The organism is Terribacillus saccharophilus (assembly GCF_046592895.1).
GTDB classification, from domain to species: domain Bacteria; phylum Bacillota; class Bacilli; order Bacillales; family Amphibacillaceae; genus Terribacillus; species Terribacillus saccharophilus_D.
On sequence record NZ_JAWVPU010000001.1, the window covers coordinates 572,204 to 587,007 of the forward strand.

Below are 14,804 nucleotides of genomic sequence, written 5' to 3' on the forward strand. Positions count from 1 at the left end.
GGCTGTCGGGAATATCCCGACAGCCTTTCTTCTTATCCCGATCAATTTTTGTTTTTGATATTTCCAGATAGTTTCAAAGCTTCCTTCAGCTGATTGAACGAACCACCTTTGCCATACATGAGAACACCGCCACGATATACTTTGGCTGATATCCAAGAGATTAAGAGTATCGTTGCTACAAGAATTGCGATGGATAACGCTATTTCCCATGCAGGTACACCGAGCATTCCGATACGCAGGAACATGATCATTGGCGTAAAGAACGGAATGTAGGACGCAACGACAATGATTGTCGAATCTGGTGAGTTAAGGCCGTACATAGCCAGGAAGAAAGCGCCCATCACCAAGAAGATGATTGGACTTACAAGCTGCTGCACATCTTCCATCCTGCTTACCACCGAACCGAGCCCGGCACAGATAATGGCATACAGGAAGTATCCTAAAATAAAGAAAATCACTGCAAAAATCAATGTAACTGGCGAAGCGTTCGCAATACCCATGAAATCGAAGAAACCTCCGTTAAGTTCCTGGCCGCGGATTTGGATCATGACATAGACAGCAGCTGCAATCAATGCCAATTGCGTAAGCCCCATCATGCCGATCGCAAGGACTTTGGCGAACATTTGGCTCACCGGGGAAGAGCTTGAGATTAAAATCTCCATCACCCTGGATGATTTTTCATTCGTGATATCCGTTGCAATCATCATACCGTAAGTGATGACACTGATATACAGCGCGAAAACTAAAATATAGACAAGTCCAAATGATCCTGCCAGCTCTTCTTCTGTCTTCGCTCCTTCATCTAGCGACTGCCGTTCGAATGAAACCGGTGCATAGATTTCCTGCATGGCAGCTTCGTCCAAACCTGCTTGTGATGCGGCCTGGGCAACTTTGATTTGCTGCAGCTGCTCTTCCATATCATCCCCGGTACTATTGGTCAGGTCCATACCGTAGAAGACAGCCTGCGGCAAGTTCTGCTCTGACTGATCCAGGACAAGCAGCCCTTCATATTCCTCATTTTCAACAGCCTGCTTGGCTTTTTCTTCGTTGCCATCGAATAACTCAGGCTGATAATCTTCGGCACCGCTGCTCAACGCATCGTAAAGCTGCTGGTTTTCCGTTTCATCAATCACTGCAACTACTGGTTCCTCACTATCACCGGTAAAGCGTTCAACGATATCAGGTACGTAGAAAATACCGCATATGATTAGTAAAAAGACTGCACTGGAAATGATATACCCTTTTGTCTTCACGCGGGATAAATAAGTATGTGAGAATACAATCCAAAATTTATGCATATGATTCACCTGCCTTTTCGATGAAGATGTCATTCAAAGTCGGTTCTTCCACTACGAATTTATTGACGAACCCTCTTTCGGTCAGCAGTTTCCATACAATAGGTGCATCTTCGGAAGAAGCAATCTGAAGTTTGCATCCCTGCTGTGTCTCTCTATATTTCACAACTCCTGCTGTTTCTGCCAAAAAGCTCAAGTCATAGTCTGCTGAAATGGTGATGTTCTTCTTGCGGAAAGAACGCTTGATTTCTGTCAGATCTCCCTCTACGACTGGTTTTCCCTGCTTCATGATGCAAAGGAAACGGCATAATTCTTCCACATGCTCCATGCGGTGGGAAGAGAAAATGATGGACGTGCCAGATTGTTTCAATTCAATGACAGCCTTTTTCAGCATCTCCACATTAACGGGATCCAGGCCGGAAAATGGCTCATCCAATATCAAAAGCCGTGGATTATGCAGAACAGCAGAAATGAATTGTATCTTTTGCTGATTCCCCTTGGAAAGCTCTTCCACTTTTTTATTTTCGTACTCTGTTATGTTGAATCTTTCAAGCCAGCTTTTCAGTGCTTTGACACTGTCGGCTTTGGCCATTCCCCGCAGCTTGGCAAGATACACAAGCTGATCTTTTACCGTAAGTTTCGGATAAAGGCCGCGTTCTTCCGGAAGATATCCTATCTCATTGCTTTGTTCATATGTAATCTTTTTACCGTGCCAAAGTATCTTCCCTTCTGTATTCTCCAATAAATTAAGTATCATCCGGAAAGTAGTCGTTTTACCTGCTCCGTTGGCACCTAAGAAGCCGAAAATCTCCCCTTCAGGGATTGATAGCGTCAGCTGATCGACTGCTGTATGTTTGCCGAACCTTTTGGTTACATCTGTTAATTGAAGCACCAGCACCATCCTTTCATTCTTTGCTACTAATTGTACGGACAAATGTTGGAAATGTTTCACTTTTACACAAAATCGCACCAACCTTTAATGAACTCTCAACAGTCCAATATGAATCCAGCAAAATAAAAAAGAGTGCAAAATCGCTTCGCACTCTTCTCTATTTGACCGCTTATGCTTGCTTTCTCGACATAATCAGATTTTTCACTTGCTGTCTGTCTTCTTGATGCAGTGCATCCACTATTTTACTTCCGACTACCACTCCATCACAATGTTGACTCAATTCTTTTACATGCTCTGGTGTGGAAACCCCGAAACCTGCCAGTACTGGTGCCTTGCTCATTTTTTTCAGCTCCTGCAAATGTGCGCCCAGCTGATCGACAAATGTCGCTCTTTCCCCTGTCGTTCCTGCGACTGTAACCGCATAGAGGAAACCTTCTGCACGCTCGGCAAGGGCCCGTATCCTTTCTGGCGTACTTGTCAAAGCGACCAAACGGATCAGCGCAATCTCGTGTTTTTGAAGTGCTTCCACAACCAGTCCTTCTTCTTCAAGCGGCAAATCAGGCAATATAAGCCCGGATATGCCTGCTGCTGCACATGCAGAAGCGAACGCTTCTACGCCATAGGCGAAGACTGGATTCAAGTAGGTCATGATAACAAGCGGCACATTGCGGTTATCTTTATCCTTTGCAACTTCATCCAGTACTTTCCGGACAGTCGTTCCGGCATCCAGTGCGCGTATACCGGCTGCTTGTATCGTTGGTCCGTCTGCTACCGGATCTGAAAAAGGCAGGCCAAGTTCAATAGCTGTCGCTCCACAGTCTACTAGAAATCGGATGCGCTCATTCAAACTGTCCAAGCCGCCATCGCCAGCCATTATATATGGCACAAAAGCTTTTTCGCCTGCTTGTGATACTATTTGAAATGCAGAATCCAGCTGTGCTTTACTCATCGTGATCCCCTCCTGTTTCATGCGCTTCCCTGATTGTGTTCACATCTTTATCACCGCGTCCAGACAAGCAGACGACCAGCACATCTTCTTTATCCATTACAGGAGCAAGCTTCTTACAGTATGCTACTGCATGGGCGCTTTCCAAAGCAGGGATGATTCCTTCTGTCCTGGAAAGCAGCCGCACAGCCTCCAGTGCTTCTTCATCGGTAACGGCATCATATGTCACCCGGCCGGTATCTTTTAAATAGCTGTGCTCAGGACCCACGCCAGGATAATCCAAGCCGGCTGAAATCGAATGTGCTTCTTGTACTTGACCGTCTTCATTTTGCAGCAGATAAGACAATGATCCATGCAGGATTCCAGCTTTTCCTTCGGTAAGCGAAGCTGCGTGCTTACCTGTTGGCAGACCCATACCGCCAGCTTCCACGCCGTACATTGTCACATCCCGATCATCGACGAACGGATAAAACATGCCAATTGCATTGCTTCCGCCGCCAACACAAGCAACGATCGCTTCTGGAAGCTTGCCTTCTGCCTCGATGATTTGCTTGCGGGTTTCATCGCCGATGACCCGCTGAAAATCACGGACAATTTGCGGGAATGGATGCGGACCAGCAGCTGTGCCAAAGATGTAATGCGTATCTTCCACATTTGCCGTCCAATAGCGCATCGCTTCGTTGACGGCATCTTTCAAAGTGCCATTACCTTGATCGACAGAGACGACTTGTGCGCCTAAAAGCTCCATGCGGTAAACATTCAACGCTTGTCGCCTGACGTCTTCCTTGCCCATGAAAATGATGCATTCCAAACCAAGCAGTGCGCTGACTGTCGCAGTAGCCACTCCATGCTGGCCTGCACCTGTTTCAGCTACGACTTTTTTCTTCCCCATACGCTGTGTCAGCAGTGCCTGGCCGATAGTGTTGTTGATCTTATGCGCACCTGTATGGTTCAAATCTTCCCGTTTCAAATAAATCTTCGGCCCTCCCAAAGAAGCAGATAAGCGCTCTGCATAATATAGCGGTGTCTCGCGTCCGATATACTGTTGCAAGTAATAGCGCATCTCTTCTTGAAAGGCAGGATCTTCTTTCGCCTCTTTGAATGCTTTTTCCAGTTGAAGTATGGCCGGCATCAATGTCTCCGGTACGAATCGTCCCCCAAAACTGCCGTAATGCCCGGTTTCTGTCGGATATGCTGTCATATTTTTCACTGTCCTTTCTTTGCCGCTGTAATGAATTGCTTTATTTTGATAGGATCCTTTTGTTTGTCTGTCTCCACGCCGCTGCTCACATCGACACCGACGGGATGCACTTCCCCAATCGCCTGCTGTACATTTTCTGCGTGCAGCCCACCCGCGAGGAATAACTTATCCCTGGGAATGGACTCCGAGCCAGCAAGCGACCAATCAAATGCTGTGCCATTGCCTCCCCTATACGCTTCTGCCGGACTATCGAGCAAATAATAATCACAGTGGAAATTCGCAAGCTGATCCAGGTCCTCCCGTGAAGCTATCGAAAAGGCTTTAATGACCGGTTTATCGATGGAATTGACATAGTCTGGTGTTTCATCGCCATGAAGCTGAATATAATCCAGTCCGGCTGCATCGGCGATTCTTAGCAAGCTATCAATCGGCTCGTTGACGAACACACCTACTTTTTTCACGGTGCGAGGGAGCTCTTTGCCAATGCTTGCTGCTTGTGCTGGGGATACTTTCCTTCTGCTGTTTGCAAAAACGAACCCGATCATGTCTGCTCCTGCTTTCACTGCAGCCTGCCCGGATTCCACCGTCTGGATGCCGCAGATCTTGACGATCATGATTGCTTCGCTCCTACCGGAACTTTAAGTGTTCCCAATATTGCTGCAACATCGTCAGCTCGCATCAGTGTTTCCCCGACAAGGATGCCTTTTGCCCCCGCTTTTGCTGCACGTTCTGCATCTGCGGGTACCATTATGCCGCTTTCGCTGATTACTAGTGTTGCGGAAGTATCAATTTTCTCTATCAATCGTTCTGTCACAGCCAAATCAACTTCGAAGGTTTTGAGATTTCGATTATTGATACCGATGATGTTGGCTCCTAGATTTTGCGCTTGCGATAATTCTTCCTCATTGTGTACTTCCACCAGTACATCCATTCCTTTCGATTTTGCATAGTCATAGAGTGCGTGTAATCGATCCTTTTCCAAAGCTGCCACAATCAAAAGAATCACATCGGCTCCATAATCAGCTGCTCTATCGATCTGGATTTCATCCAAGATGAAATCTTTATTCAATAGCGGTAATTCCACCGCTTCCCGGACAGCAGCCAAATCATCCATTGTACCTTTGAAGAATGGCGTGTCAGTCAGGACTGAAATAGCCCCGGCACCAGCTGCTTGATACATTTTTGCCTGTTCAGCTGGCACCACATCCGGGTTGATCATACCTTTGGAGGGAGACGCACGTTTGATTTCCGCAATGATCTGCAGCTGTTTTTGCTGCTGGAACCGATCAAATAAAGAAATAGGTTTACGCTGTGCTATGGTCGGGCGATATGTTTGTTTCAATGTGGCGATTTCCATTTGCTTCTCTTCCAATATCCGTGCCAGAAATGTCATGACGTCACTTCCCTTTGCTTGTAATCGATCAAAAATTGCAACTTTTGCCTGGCTGCTCCGCTGTCTATGCTTTCCTGTGCTAGTTTGATGCCGTCTTGAATGGATGCAGCTTTTCCGTTGGCAAATATGCCAAGTCCTGCATTTAGTACGACAGTATCGCGATGAGCACCTGTTTCTCCTTTTAATACCCGCAGCAGGATGTCTGCATTCTCCGCTGCATCTCCGCCTTTGATCGCTTCCAGGGGGTATACAGGCAGGCCTACCTCTTCCGGATGGAGCGTGAAGTTTGTCTGCTTGCCGTCTTCCAGCAGGACCAGATGGTTTTCCCCTGCCAGTGATGCTTCATCCATGTACCCAGCACCATTGATGACGATTGCTCGTTTGCGACCCAGTTTCTGAAGTGCCTCCGCCATCATCCCGAGCATATCGCGCCGGTAGATTCCGAGCAGCTGGGAATCAAGCTGGACCGGATTAGTCAAAGGACCAATCAAATTGAATATGGTAGGGATGCGCAGCACTTTACGCAGCTGCATCACCTGTTTCAAACCAGGATGAACATGTGGAGCGAATAAAAAGGCGATCCCATTCTCTTCAAGCAAATGCGTCATTTCCCCTGGCGGCAAATATAATGGAATCCCCAGGTTCTCCAGCACATCCGCACTGCCTGTTCTGCTGGATACGCTGCGGTTGCCATGCTTGGCAATCGTAATGCCTGCACCGGCGATGACAAAAGCTGCGGTTGTACTGATATTGAAGCTTTGCGACCCATCTCCACCCGTACCGCAGTTATCCATCACATTTGCTGCCTGAAGAGGAATCGTCTGTGCTTTCTCGCGAATGGCAGCCACCATTGCTGCTACTTCATCCGCAGTTTCCCCGCGATTTTGCAGCATGGATAGAAATGCACCGGCTACAGCTTCCGGCATACTGCCATCCAGCAATTCACGCGACGCCTGCAACGCTTCTTCATAAGTCAAAGACTGTGTCAGTCTAGCCAATAACGGTTTCATGACTATCCCCTTCTTTCATGATTTGGATATAATGCTTCACGATTTCCTTACCAGCTTCGGTTCCGATTGATTCCGGATGAAACTGCAACCCGTATATCGGATAGCGAATATGCTGGACACTCATGATCTCATCATCATCTTCTGCATACGATGTAACTTCCAATTCATTCGGAATATTTCGTTTATTGATGACGAGCGAATGGTACCGCATGATCGGCAGATTCTTTATGATATCTTTGATTGCCGGTTCTCCTTCATAGCGAAGTGTCGACGTCTTACCATGCTTGATTTGTCCGGCTGTGCTAATAGTGGCGCCAAAGGCAGTGCCGATTGCCTGGTGACCGAGACAAATGCCCAAGATCGGAATTTCCCCAGCAAAATGTCGGATCGCTGCGACGCATATCCCAGCATCCTCCGGTCGTCCCGGTCCCGGTGAAACGATGATTGCTTCCGGCTTCATTTCTTCGATATCCTGTAAGGTGATCTTATCATTGCGGACAACTTTGACATCTTCGCCAAGCTCCGCTGTATATTGGAATAGATTATACGTAAAAGAATCATAATTATCGATCAGCAATATCATGTAATCCAACCTCCGTTAACGACTTCGCTTTATGCAGCGTTTCGTGATATTCTGTCTCGGGATCTGAGTCATACACCAGTCCCGCTCCCGCCTGTACATATGCTTTCTTGTCTTTGATGATCATTGTCCGGATAGCCAGTGCCAAATCAAGATCGCCATTCATATTGATATAACCTACAGCTCCGGAATAGAGCCCTCGTTTTTTCTTTTCGAATACATTGATCAATTCCATAGCCCGTATTTTCGGAGCGCCTGAAACAGTACCTGCTGGAAGGGCTGCTATCAATGCGTCCAACCCAGTCATATCGTCTGCCAATTCTCCTTGCACTTCGGAGACGATGTGCATGATGTGTTGATATTTTTCCACCGTCATATATTTCGTCAGCTCAATCGTGCCAACCTTACACACACGCCCAAGATCATTGCGGCTTAAGTCGACCAGCATGCGATGCTCCGCCAATTCCTTTTCATCTGCCAATAATTCCGTTGTCAGCTGTTCATCATGTGCCACTGTTTTACCGCGCGGTCTGGACCCAGCAATCGGGTTGGCCGTCACTTTGTTGCCGCTCGCTTTGATCAAGCTTTCAGGTGATGCCCCCAGTACGACATAGTCCTCGAAATCGAGGAAGAACATATAAGGCGAAGGATTGCTGGATCGCAGTTTCCGGTAGAAGCTGAAAGCATCCCCTGTAAAATCTGCCGTCAATCGCTGTGACAGTACGATTTGGAATACATCACCTGCTTTGATATATGCTTTGGCATCCTCCACCATCTGCATAAATACTGCTTGCTCTGTCTCTGGCTGGAAATGCACTGGCTGCAAAAAAGCATCCGGTACATCCTTGAAGGTCATGATCTCCTGCTCCATTTCATTTAGACGGGTTTGCAGCGTTTCCGTTGATCGGTTCCCTTCACCATCAATGGCCAATAAAGTGATGCGGTCATGCTTATGGTCATACACGATGATATCTTCATAAAACATAAAGTGAACTTCAGGCATACCGATTGGATCTTCTGGTACTTCGCCAATTGCTTCATATTGCCGAATCGAATCGTATCCCATATATCCGACTGCTCCGCCATAGAAAGGAAAATCAAGTGGCAGATCCATTTTGCTGAATTGTTTTTTCAACACTTCAAGCGGCTTTTCCGCAAGCTTCTGTTCTCCGCTTGAGGTTCTCAGGGTTGTTCCTCCTCCTTCACCGATCAATTCTTTGTATGGATTGGCCCCAATGATGCTATAGCGTCCTTTTCCGGTGTGGTGAACCGAACTTTCCAGTAAAAACTTCTTCTCACCTGACAGCCGCTTGTAAATAACGACTGGCGTGACTGTGTCTCCGTTCAATTGCTTTTTCTCAAATCGTATACTGTCCGTAACTGCCATCTGTCTCGCTCCCTTTCTTTGTAATAAAAAAACCGTCCCCTATGCACATGATGTGTTCATATGCATAGGGGACGGTTCTTCACCGCGGTGCCACCTCTATTGAAAGCTCTCTTGCTTTCCTCTCATTCGGATACGAAAGCTTGCGCCTTGATATCCTATCCCGGTAACGGGGGAAACCGGATTCCCCTACTATAATTCAAGGAATCTCTCTGAAGTCCATTCCATGCTGCCGATTTGGCCTGGATCTCACCATACCAGGCTCTCTGTGCAAATCCAGCAGCATGTACTCCTCTTCATCAACGATTTAAGTGTATAAAAAAAGGGCAATCTCTCCAATAAAGGACGAGATTACCCGTGGTACCACCTTTGTTAGCTAGCGAACTAGCTCACTTTGCTCCTGTTATCGGTGGAGTTGCCGCCACAGCTTACTGTCAGTTCAGCCATGGTGCTCGGAAGTCCATTCACATATGCGTCACACCGGTTTCCACCAACCACCGGCTCTCTGAAGTGAACACATAAGCTACTACTCTTCGTCGTCGCTCACGTATCAGTTATGTTGGATTCATTGTAGTACCCATGTTTTCATTTGTCAAGGGTATTTATTCTGCATCCACTAAATCAGGCTTGCCATTTTCCTCGAAGACAAGCTTCTTTCGCGGCAAACGCTGTTTTGTTTCTTTTTCGATTTGTTTGATCTGCTGGTGGTCCCGAGGTGTCACAAAAGCTACAGTCAAGCCGGTGCTACCTGCTCTGCCTGTACGCCCGATTCGATGGATATAGCTTTCGGTATCTTCCGGCAGATCGTAATTGAACACATGGGTCACACCTTCGACATCCAATCCCCTGGCCGCCACATCGGTTGCCACGAGGAATTGCGTCTTATATTCCCGGAAGTTCTTCATGGCGCGCTCCCGTTTTGCCTGGGACAAGTCGCCATGCAATTCATCCGATTCGAATCCTTGCCCACGCAAATAGCCATGCAGTTCAGAAGCTCGTCTTCTCGTCCGGCAGAAAATGATGGCGGCAAATGGACGATACATTTGCAACAGCACCTTCAATGCATTCCGCTTCTCCCGGTCCGACATTTCAATGACGACTTGCTTGATTTCTTTCAACGTCACATTATTGGTTTGAATCGTGATTTCCTTCGGCTTTTGCATTTGGGAAGATGCCAGCTGACGGATTTCCCTTGGCATCGTAGCTGAAAATAAGAGTGTTTGCTTCTCTTTTGGCAGCGCATCTGCAACATCTTTCACATCGTGCCAGAATCCCATATGCAGCATTTGATCCGCCTCATCCAAGACAAATGTCCGTACATGGGACAAATCGACTGTGCCGCGGCGCTTATGGTCGAGCAGACGCCCTGGCGTCGCAACAACGATATCCACTTTACCCTGGAGCTTTTTAAGCTGCTTGACGATATCCTGACCACCGTAGACCGCCAAGATACCGATGCCTTCATCCGAATGAATCAGCTTTGCCAACTCATCATAAATCTGGATGGCAAGCTCCCGGGTCGGGCTCAAAATAAGCGCCTGAATCCCAACACCATCAGCTTCCAGCATCTCCAGTATCGGCAGCAGGAAGGCAAGCGTTTTACCTGTACCCGTCTGTGCTTTGGCAATCACGTCTTTCCCCGCCAAAATCTCCGGGATTGCCTGCTTTTGAACAGGCGTAGGTTCTGTCAGACCTAATTTATGTAATATTTCCAAGCGATTATTTTTCAAGTTCAAATCTTTGAACACATTCATGCTGTTCCCTCTTTCATACTTTTTCCATGATTATTATGTGAAGTTTCCATAGAAGTACGCGCTAAAGTTTGTAAGATACTAGTATACACATAAAAAGAGGGAATTTATATGCAAAAAATGCTGATCGGCATTTTTGTGGTGATGATCATCTGTTTCAGCATCATCGGGCTTATCCGCGGTGAAGGTAAAGTTCAAGATTTGAAGGAGACAAGTGAATCGTCTGTAAATTTTAAATAATGAAGCGTTTATCCTGCACAAGAGCGGGTAAAATATAATATAAATAAAAACAGGCAGAGCAAACCGCCATTTGCTCCACCTGTCTACGCTATTCGTATTAGTCTAGTACTTTTACTGTTACAGATTTACGTCCCCAGTTAAGTGCAGTACCTTGATCTGCTACGTGTACATCAATCTTATTACCTTTGATTGCACCGCCAGTATCGCCTGCAATTGCTTCACCATAGCCTTCTACCCATACTTTGGAACCCAAAGGAATGACACTAGGATCTACAGCGATAACTTTCGCATTAGGATTTGCATTCAAATCGATACCAGTAGCTGTTACACCAGAGCATCCTTCACATTGACCAGTATATGCAGTTGCGGATACTGTAATTTCTTTTGATGCCTTTTGGCTATTACTTGTAGCTGCTTTTTCTTCTTGTGCAGGAGCTGCTTCTTGTTTGGCAGGTTCTGCTTTTTGTTCTGTTTGAGCTGGTGCTTCCTGTTTAGGAGCTTCCTGTTTTACTTCTTCTTGCTTCGGCGCTTCTTGTTTAGGAGCTTCTTGTTTTACTTCTTCTTGCTTAGGTGCTTCTTGTTTAGGAGCTTCTTGTTTTACTTCTTCTTGCTTAGGTGCTTCTTGCTTCACTGGTGCTGCTGCTACAGCGCTGCCAGTCACCGCCAGTTGCTGACCTATTACAATCAAATCGGAATTAAGGCTGTTCCATGCTTTTAGCTCGCCTACCGATACGTTGAACTTCCCTGCGATCTTAGAAAGAGAATCGCCTTTTTGTACTGTATAGTTATCTGCTTGGTTTGTTTCTTTATCTATAGTTAATTTTTGATTAGGAAAGATTAGGTCAGAATCAAGTTGGTTGAGTTCTTTAAGCTGATTTACACTCACTTCGTATTTGTCTGCGATTTTCCAAAGAGAATCCCCTGATTGAACATTATATTCAGCAGCAGATGCTGTTGTACTGAATGCCCCCGCAATTACTAGTCCTGTAGCTAAAGATACGACTGTTTTTTTCATACGTCGTTTACCTCCTTAAATTTCTAACAGGACTTATGGTATCACATGGGTTGACCCTAGTGGGTTACAGGAACTTTAAGGTTATATTACAGCCTTTCATTTTAGCAACACTGTTGTTACATTGTAATCTTTTTGCAACAAAAATGAAGATAACCTAGCTCCAGAGGGCATTTCTGTAATAAAAGGCCTCGATTTATTCCATAAAATGTAAATACATAATCTTATATTTCTTGTTGACTTTGCTTGTCACTGCTTTTTCTGCTCTATTATTTGTCGCTTTTTCGGCTTTTTTAGGACAAATGTTACAAAACAAGCCACTCGATTTCCTTTTATCTTCCAATCGGACGCAAAAACAGAAGCGGATACCCCTGTTTCTTACTTGATCACTTGCCAGTTTTGATTGCAAGTTGCTTCAATGATATTTCGTTTACTGATGTAATCAGCAATCAATTCGGTCATGTCTGTGGTGATTTCACGGAGGACTTCTTTCCCTTTGAACATGACGTAATCCCCTCCGCCTGCTGCACGGTAATTATTCATGACAACCTGATACATGTGATCCGCTGCTACAGGAATACCCTTGATGGCTAACTTCCCGACACGATCACCGATTTCACGGCTGATATCCAATACATACTCGATTCCTTCCCACATATCATAATTGTAATGCTGCGGTTTGGGTTCCAAGAATGAACGGCTCACTTTCAATTCCCCATCTTCATCAAGTGCAAAATATGAAGCCGATAACTCCAATGCTTGCTTCATATCGGCACCGGAAATTTCAATTACTTTGAGTGTATTGGGATAAATATAATTGGATACGATGTCCCGCATCGTGATATCCTGGGGAAAACCTGGCGAGGCATTATGGAATAATGCCGTAGAGGAGATAGCCACATCAGCTGCGTCCATTTGCACCTTGTTGATGAATTCGATAAAAGGATTGTCTTGTATCCTTGTTTCAAATGCATCATGAATCATCATATCCCCCTCGATCTGGCCTATCGGCTGATCGAGCCAAATCTGTGTTTCCCTTTCATAGGAAGAAACTAGGTTCAAAATCGTCTGATCAGGTAAAATGTCGTTTGTGACTTGATGCAATTTCGAATTAGATGTGACTGTTTTCTTCCCATTATGTATATGTTCGACAGCAATGGAAACCTCCCCAAGGAATGCGCCGGTCGATCCGGGCTGAACTATAGTCACTCCGTTCACCTTTTCTGCAAGGCTGCGATGCTGATGCCCGGTAACCAAAATATCGATTCCTTCTATTGAATGGCAAATTTCATACCCTACATTTTCCCCGGTAAGTGATTCCGTCGGTTCCCCGGTTTCCAAATCGCGTTCGAATCCGCCATGATAAGCTACAATCATGACATCCGGCTGTTCTTTCTCGCGAACTTCCTTCACCCATCGCCTCGTCGATTCCAGCACATGTTCAAAAACAAGCCCTTCAATATGATTCGGGTCCTCCCAATTCGGTATAAAATGCGTCGTCACACCGACAATAGCCACTTTTACATCATCTACCTGCTTTATTTCATATGGCTTTCCAAAGACAGGCTCTTTTTTTGTCCCATCCAGTATATTTCCGCAAAGATAAGGAAAATCCGCAAGTTGAATCGCAGACTGCAAGTATGCCAGACCATAATTGAACTCGTGATTCCCTATCACGGCTGCATCATATCGAAGCTCATTCATGCAGCGGATCATCGGATTATCTTCATCGGATCGATATTTCGCATGATGATATGTCAAAGGCGTCCCTTGGATCATGTCCCCGTTATCCAAGAGCAGGACATTTTCCTTTTCACCCCTGATTTCCTTGATCAAAGATGCGGTCCGTGCCAGACCATGGGGAGCTGGTTCATGATCGCGGTATGTAGTCGGAAAAATATTCCCATGTACATCACTAGTGACAAGCAGTGTAATATTTGTCGTGTTATCAGACATTCTATTGATTCCTCCGGCCTTATTTTCTGAATTAAAACAGTTTTTGCTATAATCCATCATAACACGCCAAAACTAACTTTACATTCTTATTACAGTAAGTTAACAAAAAATGGAACAAGTCGTGATATAGTTGGTCATGCAGTGCAAATCAAACAATTTTTGGGGGTATATCATGTTTAAGAAAATTGCAGGTGTTGGCGCAACTCTATTTCTAGCAGCAGGCTTGCTTAGCGCATGCGGATCTGACGACTCAAACGCAGAGGGCGGCAGCGGCAGCAATGGCAACAGTGGTGATCTGGAAGAACTACGTGTACAGTTCGTTCCTTCTCAGAATGCGGAGACTTTGGAAGCAAAGGCTAAACCGCTTGAGGAACTTTTGAAGGAAGAGTTGGATATTCCAGTTGAAGTAAGCGTATCCACTAACTACAATACTATTGTTGAAGCAATGGCTTCCGGTCAGGTAGACGTTGGTTTCCTACCTCCTACAGCATATGTCTTGGCTCATGATAAAGGTGCAGCGGATGTTATCCTTCAGTCCCAGCGTTACGGTGTCAATCCAGAAGACGGCTCTCCGACAGATGAGCTGGTAGACTTCTACCTTGCACAATTCGTAGTCAAAGCAGATTCCGATATCAACTCTCTTGAAGATATGAAAGGCAAGAGCATTGCCGTACAGGACGTAACTTCTTCTGCAGGTTATGTATGGCCAGCAGGTGCACTTGATGAAGAAGCAGGTCTGGACATCCAGACAGATTTGACTCCTACAATCGTAAAAGGGCATGATGCAGGTATCATCAGCGTATTGAACGGTGATACGGATGCTGCTGTAACGTTCCAGGATGCACGTAATACTGTAAAAGGCGACTATCCGACTGTATTTGAAGATACAAAAGTAATCGCAACTACAGAAAAAATCCCGAACGATACAATCGCCATCACTCCTGACATCAACGATGAATGGAAAGAAAAAATCACTGATGCTTTCATCAACATCGGTAAAGACCCAGAAGGTTTGGAAATCATCCGCGATGTCTACACACATGAAGGTTATGTAAAATCCGATGACAGCAACTTCGAAGTTGTACGTGAGTACGCTGAGAAATTCGATCTACAATAAGCAAAATCCTTATATAATCTATCAATC

14 protein-coding genes and 2 other annotated features are annotated in these 14,804 nt (G+C 45.7%); of the genes, 2 read left to right on the top strand and 12 right to left on the bottom strand.

The genetic code is table 11. The features are described 5' to 3' along the window. Positions 1-41 precede the first annotated feature (41 nt). The 10 genes from SFC66_RS02775 to SFC66_RS02820 form a co-directional block, all read right to left on the bottom strand. Entirely contained in the window at positions 42-1,298 is a 1,257-nt protein-coding gene (locus tag SFC66_RS02775) for an ABC transporter permease (RefSeq protein ID WP_411217178.1), read from the bottom strand. Then, a complete protein-coding gene (locus tag SFC66_RS02780) occupies positions 1,291-2,190 on the bottom strand; it encodes an ABC transporter ATP-binding protein (RefSeq protein WP_411217736.1) in 900 nt (299 codons plus the stop codon). The genes SFC66_RS02775 and SFC66_RS02780 overlap by 8 nt, the downstream gene beginning before the upstream one ends. A gap of 166 nt (positions 2,191-2,356) precedes the next feature. Further along, entirely contained in the window at positions 2,357-3,136 is a 780-nt protein-coding gene (gene trpA, locus SFC66_RS02785; RefSeq protein WP_411217179.1) for a tryptophan synthase subunit alpha, read from the bottom strand. Further along, on the bottom strand, positions 3,129-4,334 hold the full coding sequence (gene trpB, locus SFC66_RS02790) for a tryptophan synthase subunit beta (RefSeq protein WP_411217180.1): 1,206 nt from the start codon (positions 4,332-4,334) through the stop codon (positions 3,129-3,131). Before trpB ends, trpA begins: the two co-directional genes overlap by 8 nt. Before the next feature lie 5 nt (positions 4,335-4,339). Continuing rightward, positions 4,340-4,948, bottom strand: a complete 609-nt coding sequence (locus tag SFC66_RS02795; RefSeq protein WP_411217181.1) for a phosphoribosylanthranilate isomerase — start codon at positions 4,946-4,948, stop codon at positions 4,340-4,342. Further along, the gene (trpC, locus tag SFC66_RS02800; protein WP_411217182.1) at positions 4,945-5,727 is read right to left on the bottom strand and encodes an indole-3-glycerol phosphate synthase TrpC; all 783 of its coding nucleotides are present in this window, start codon (positions 5,725-5,727) and stop codon (positions 4,945-4,947) included. Before trpC ends, SFC66_RS02795 begins: the two co-directional genes overlap by 4 nt. Then, positions 5,724-6,737, bottom strand: coding sequence for an anthranilate phosphoribosyltransferase (trpD, locus tag SFC66_RS02805; protein ID WP_411217183.1), 1,014 nt, complete (start codon positions 6,735-6,737; stop codon positions 5,724-5,726). The genes trpC and trpD overlap by 4 nt, the downstream gene beginning before the upstream one ends. After that, positions 6,718-7,320: an anthranilate synthase component II gene (locus SFC66_RS02810; protein WP_411217184.1), complete on the bottom strand. Its 603-nt coding sequence runs from the start codon at positions 7,318-7,320 to the stop codon at positions 6,718-6,720. Before SFC66_RS02810 ends, trpD begins: the two co-directional genes overlap by 20 nt. Next, on the bottom strand, positions 7,301-8,704 hold the full coding sequence (trpE, locus tag SFC66_RS02815) for an anthranilate synthase component I (RefSeq protein WP_411217185.1): 1,404 nt from the start codon (positions 8,702-8,704) through the stop codon (positions 7,301-7,303). The genes SFC66_RS02810 and trpE overlap by 20 nt, the downstream gene beginning before the upstream one ends. A gap of 64 nt (positions 8,705-8,768) precedes the next feature. Continuing rightward, positions 8,769-9,013: a binding site (T-box leader), on the bottom strand. A gap of 26 nt (positions 9,014-9,039) precedes the next feature. Next, positions 9,040-9,250, bottom strand: a binding site (T-box leader). 53 nt (positions 9,251-9,303) lie between these two features. Then, the gene (locus tag SFC66_RS02820) at positions 9,304-10,455 is read right to left on the bottom strand and encodes a DEAD/DEAH box helicase (protein WP_411217186.1); all 1,152 of its coding nucleotides are present in this window, start codon (positions 10,453-10,455) and stop codon (positions 9,304-9,306) included. A gap of 108 nt (positions 10,456-10,563) precedes the next feature. Between SFC66_RS02820 and SFC66_RS02825 the strand changes: the two genes are divergently transcribed. Continuing rightward, positions 10,564-10,692 (top strand): hypothetical protein, encoded by a 129-nt coding sequence (locus SFC66_RS02825; RefSeq protein ID WP_411217187.1) that lies wholly within the window; start codon positions 10,564-10,566, stop codon positions 10,690-10,692. Between the two features lie 97 nt (positions 10,693-10,789). Here SFC66_RS02825 and SFC66_RS02830 read toward each other — a convergent pair whose 3' ends face one another. Next, the gene (locus SFC66_RS02830; RefSeq protein WP_411217188.1) at positions 10,790-11,707 is read right to left on the bottom strand and encodes a LysM peptidoglycan-binding domain-containing protein; all 918 of its coding nucleotides are present in this window, start codon (positions 11,705-11,707) and stop codon (positions 10,790-10,792) included. 375 nt (positions 11,708-12,082) lie between these two features. Then, the gene (locus tag SFC66_RS02835) at positions 12,083-13,660 is read right to left on the bottom strand and encodes a bifunctional metallophosphatase/5'-nucleotidase (RefSeq protein WP_411217189.1); all 1,578 of its coding nucleotides are present in this window, start codon (positions 13,658-13,660) and stop codon (positions 12,083-12,085) included. Positions 13,661-13,832: 172 nt separating this feature from the next. Here SFC66_RS02835 and SFC66_RS02840 point away from each other — a divergent pair, with 172 nt between their 5' ends. After that, positions 13,833-14,777: a phosphate/phosphite/phosphonate ABC transporter substrate-binding protein gene (locus tag SFC66_RS02840; protein ID WP_411217190.1), complete on the top strand. Its 945-nt coding sequence runs from the start codon at positions 13,833-13,835 to the stop codon at positions 14,775-14,777. Positions 14,778-14,804: the final 27 nt, after the last annotated feature.

What these genes read in the sequence shown, in the direction of transcription:
- SFC66_RS02775 (WP_411217178.1), bottom strand. Translation starts at nt 1,298, where the DNA reads ATGCATAAATTTTGGATTGTATTCTCACATACTTATTTATCCCGCGTG.
- trpA (WP_411217179.1), bottom strand. Translation starts at nt 3,136, where the DNA reads ATGAGTAAAGCACAGCTGGATTCTGCATTTCAAATAGTATCACAAGCA.
- trpB (WP_411217180.1), bottom strand. Translation starts at nt 4,334, where the DNA reads ATGACAGCATATCCGACAGAAACCGGGCATTACGGCAGTTTTGGGGGA.
- SFC66_RS02795 (WP_411217181.1), bottom strand. Translation starts at nt 4,948, where the DNA reads ATGATCGTCAAGATCTGCGGCATCCAGACGGTGGAATCCGGGCAGGCT.
- trpC (WP_411217182.1), bottom strand. Translation starts at nt 5,727, where the DNA reads ATGACATTTCTGGCACGGATATTGGAAGAGAAGCAAATGGAAATCGCC.
- trpD (WP_411217183.1), bottom strand. Translation starts at nt 6,737, where the DNA reads ATGAAACCGTTATTGGCTAGACTGACACAGTCTTTGACTTATGAAGAA.
- SFC66_RS02810 (WP_411217184.1), bottom strand. Translation starts at nt 7,320, where the DNA reads ATGATATTGCTGATCGATAATTATGATTCTTTTACGTATAATCTATTC.
- trpE (WP_411217185.1), bottom strand. Translation starts at nt 8,704, where the DNA reads ATGGCAGTTACGGACAGTATACGATTTGAGAAAAAGCAATTGAACGGA.
- SFC66_RS02820 (WP_411217186.1), bottom strand. Translation starts at nt 10,455, where the DNA reads ATGAATGTGTTCAAAGATTTGAACTTGAAAAATAATCGCTTGGAAATA.
- SFC66_RS02825 (WP_411217187.1), top strand. Translation starts at nt 10,564, where the DNA reads ATGCAAAAAATGCTGATCGGCATTTTTGTGGTGATGATCATCTGTTTC.
- SFC66_RS02830 (WP_411217188.1), bottom strand. Translation starts at nt 11,707, where the DNA reads ATGAAAAAAACAGTCGTATCTTTAGCTACAGGACTAGTAATTGCGGGG.
- SFC66_RS02835 (WP_411217189.1), bottom strand. Translation starts at nt 13,660, where the DNA reads ATGTCTGATAACACGACAAATATTACACTGCTTGTCACTAGTGATGTA.
- SFC66_RS02840 (WP_411217190.1), top strand. Translation starts at nt 13,833, where the DNA reads ATGTTTAAGAAAATTGCAGGTGTTGGCGCAACTCTATTTCTAGCAGCA.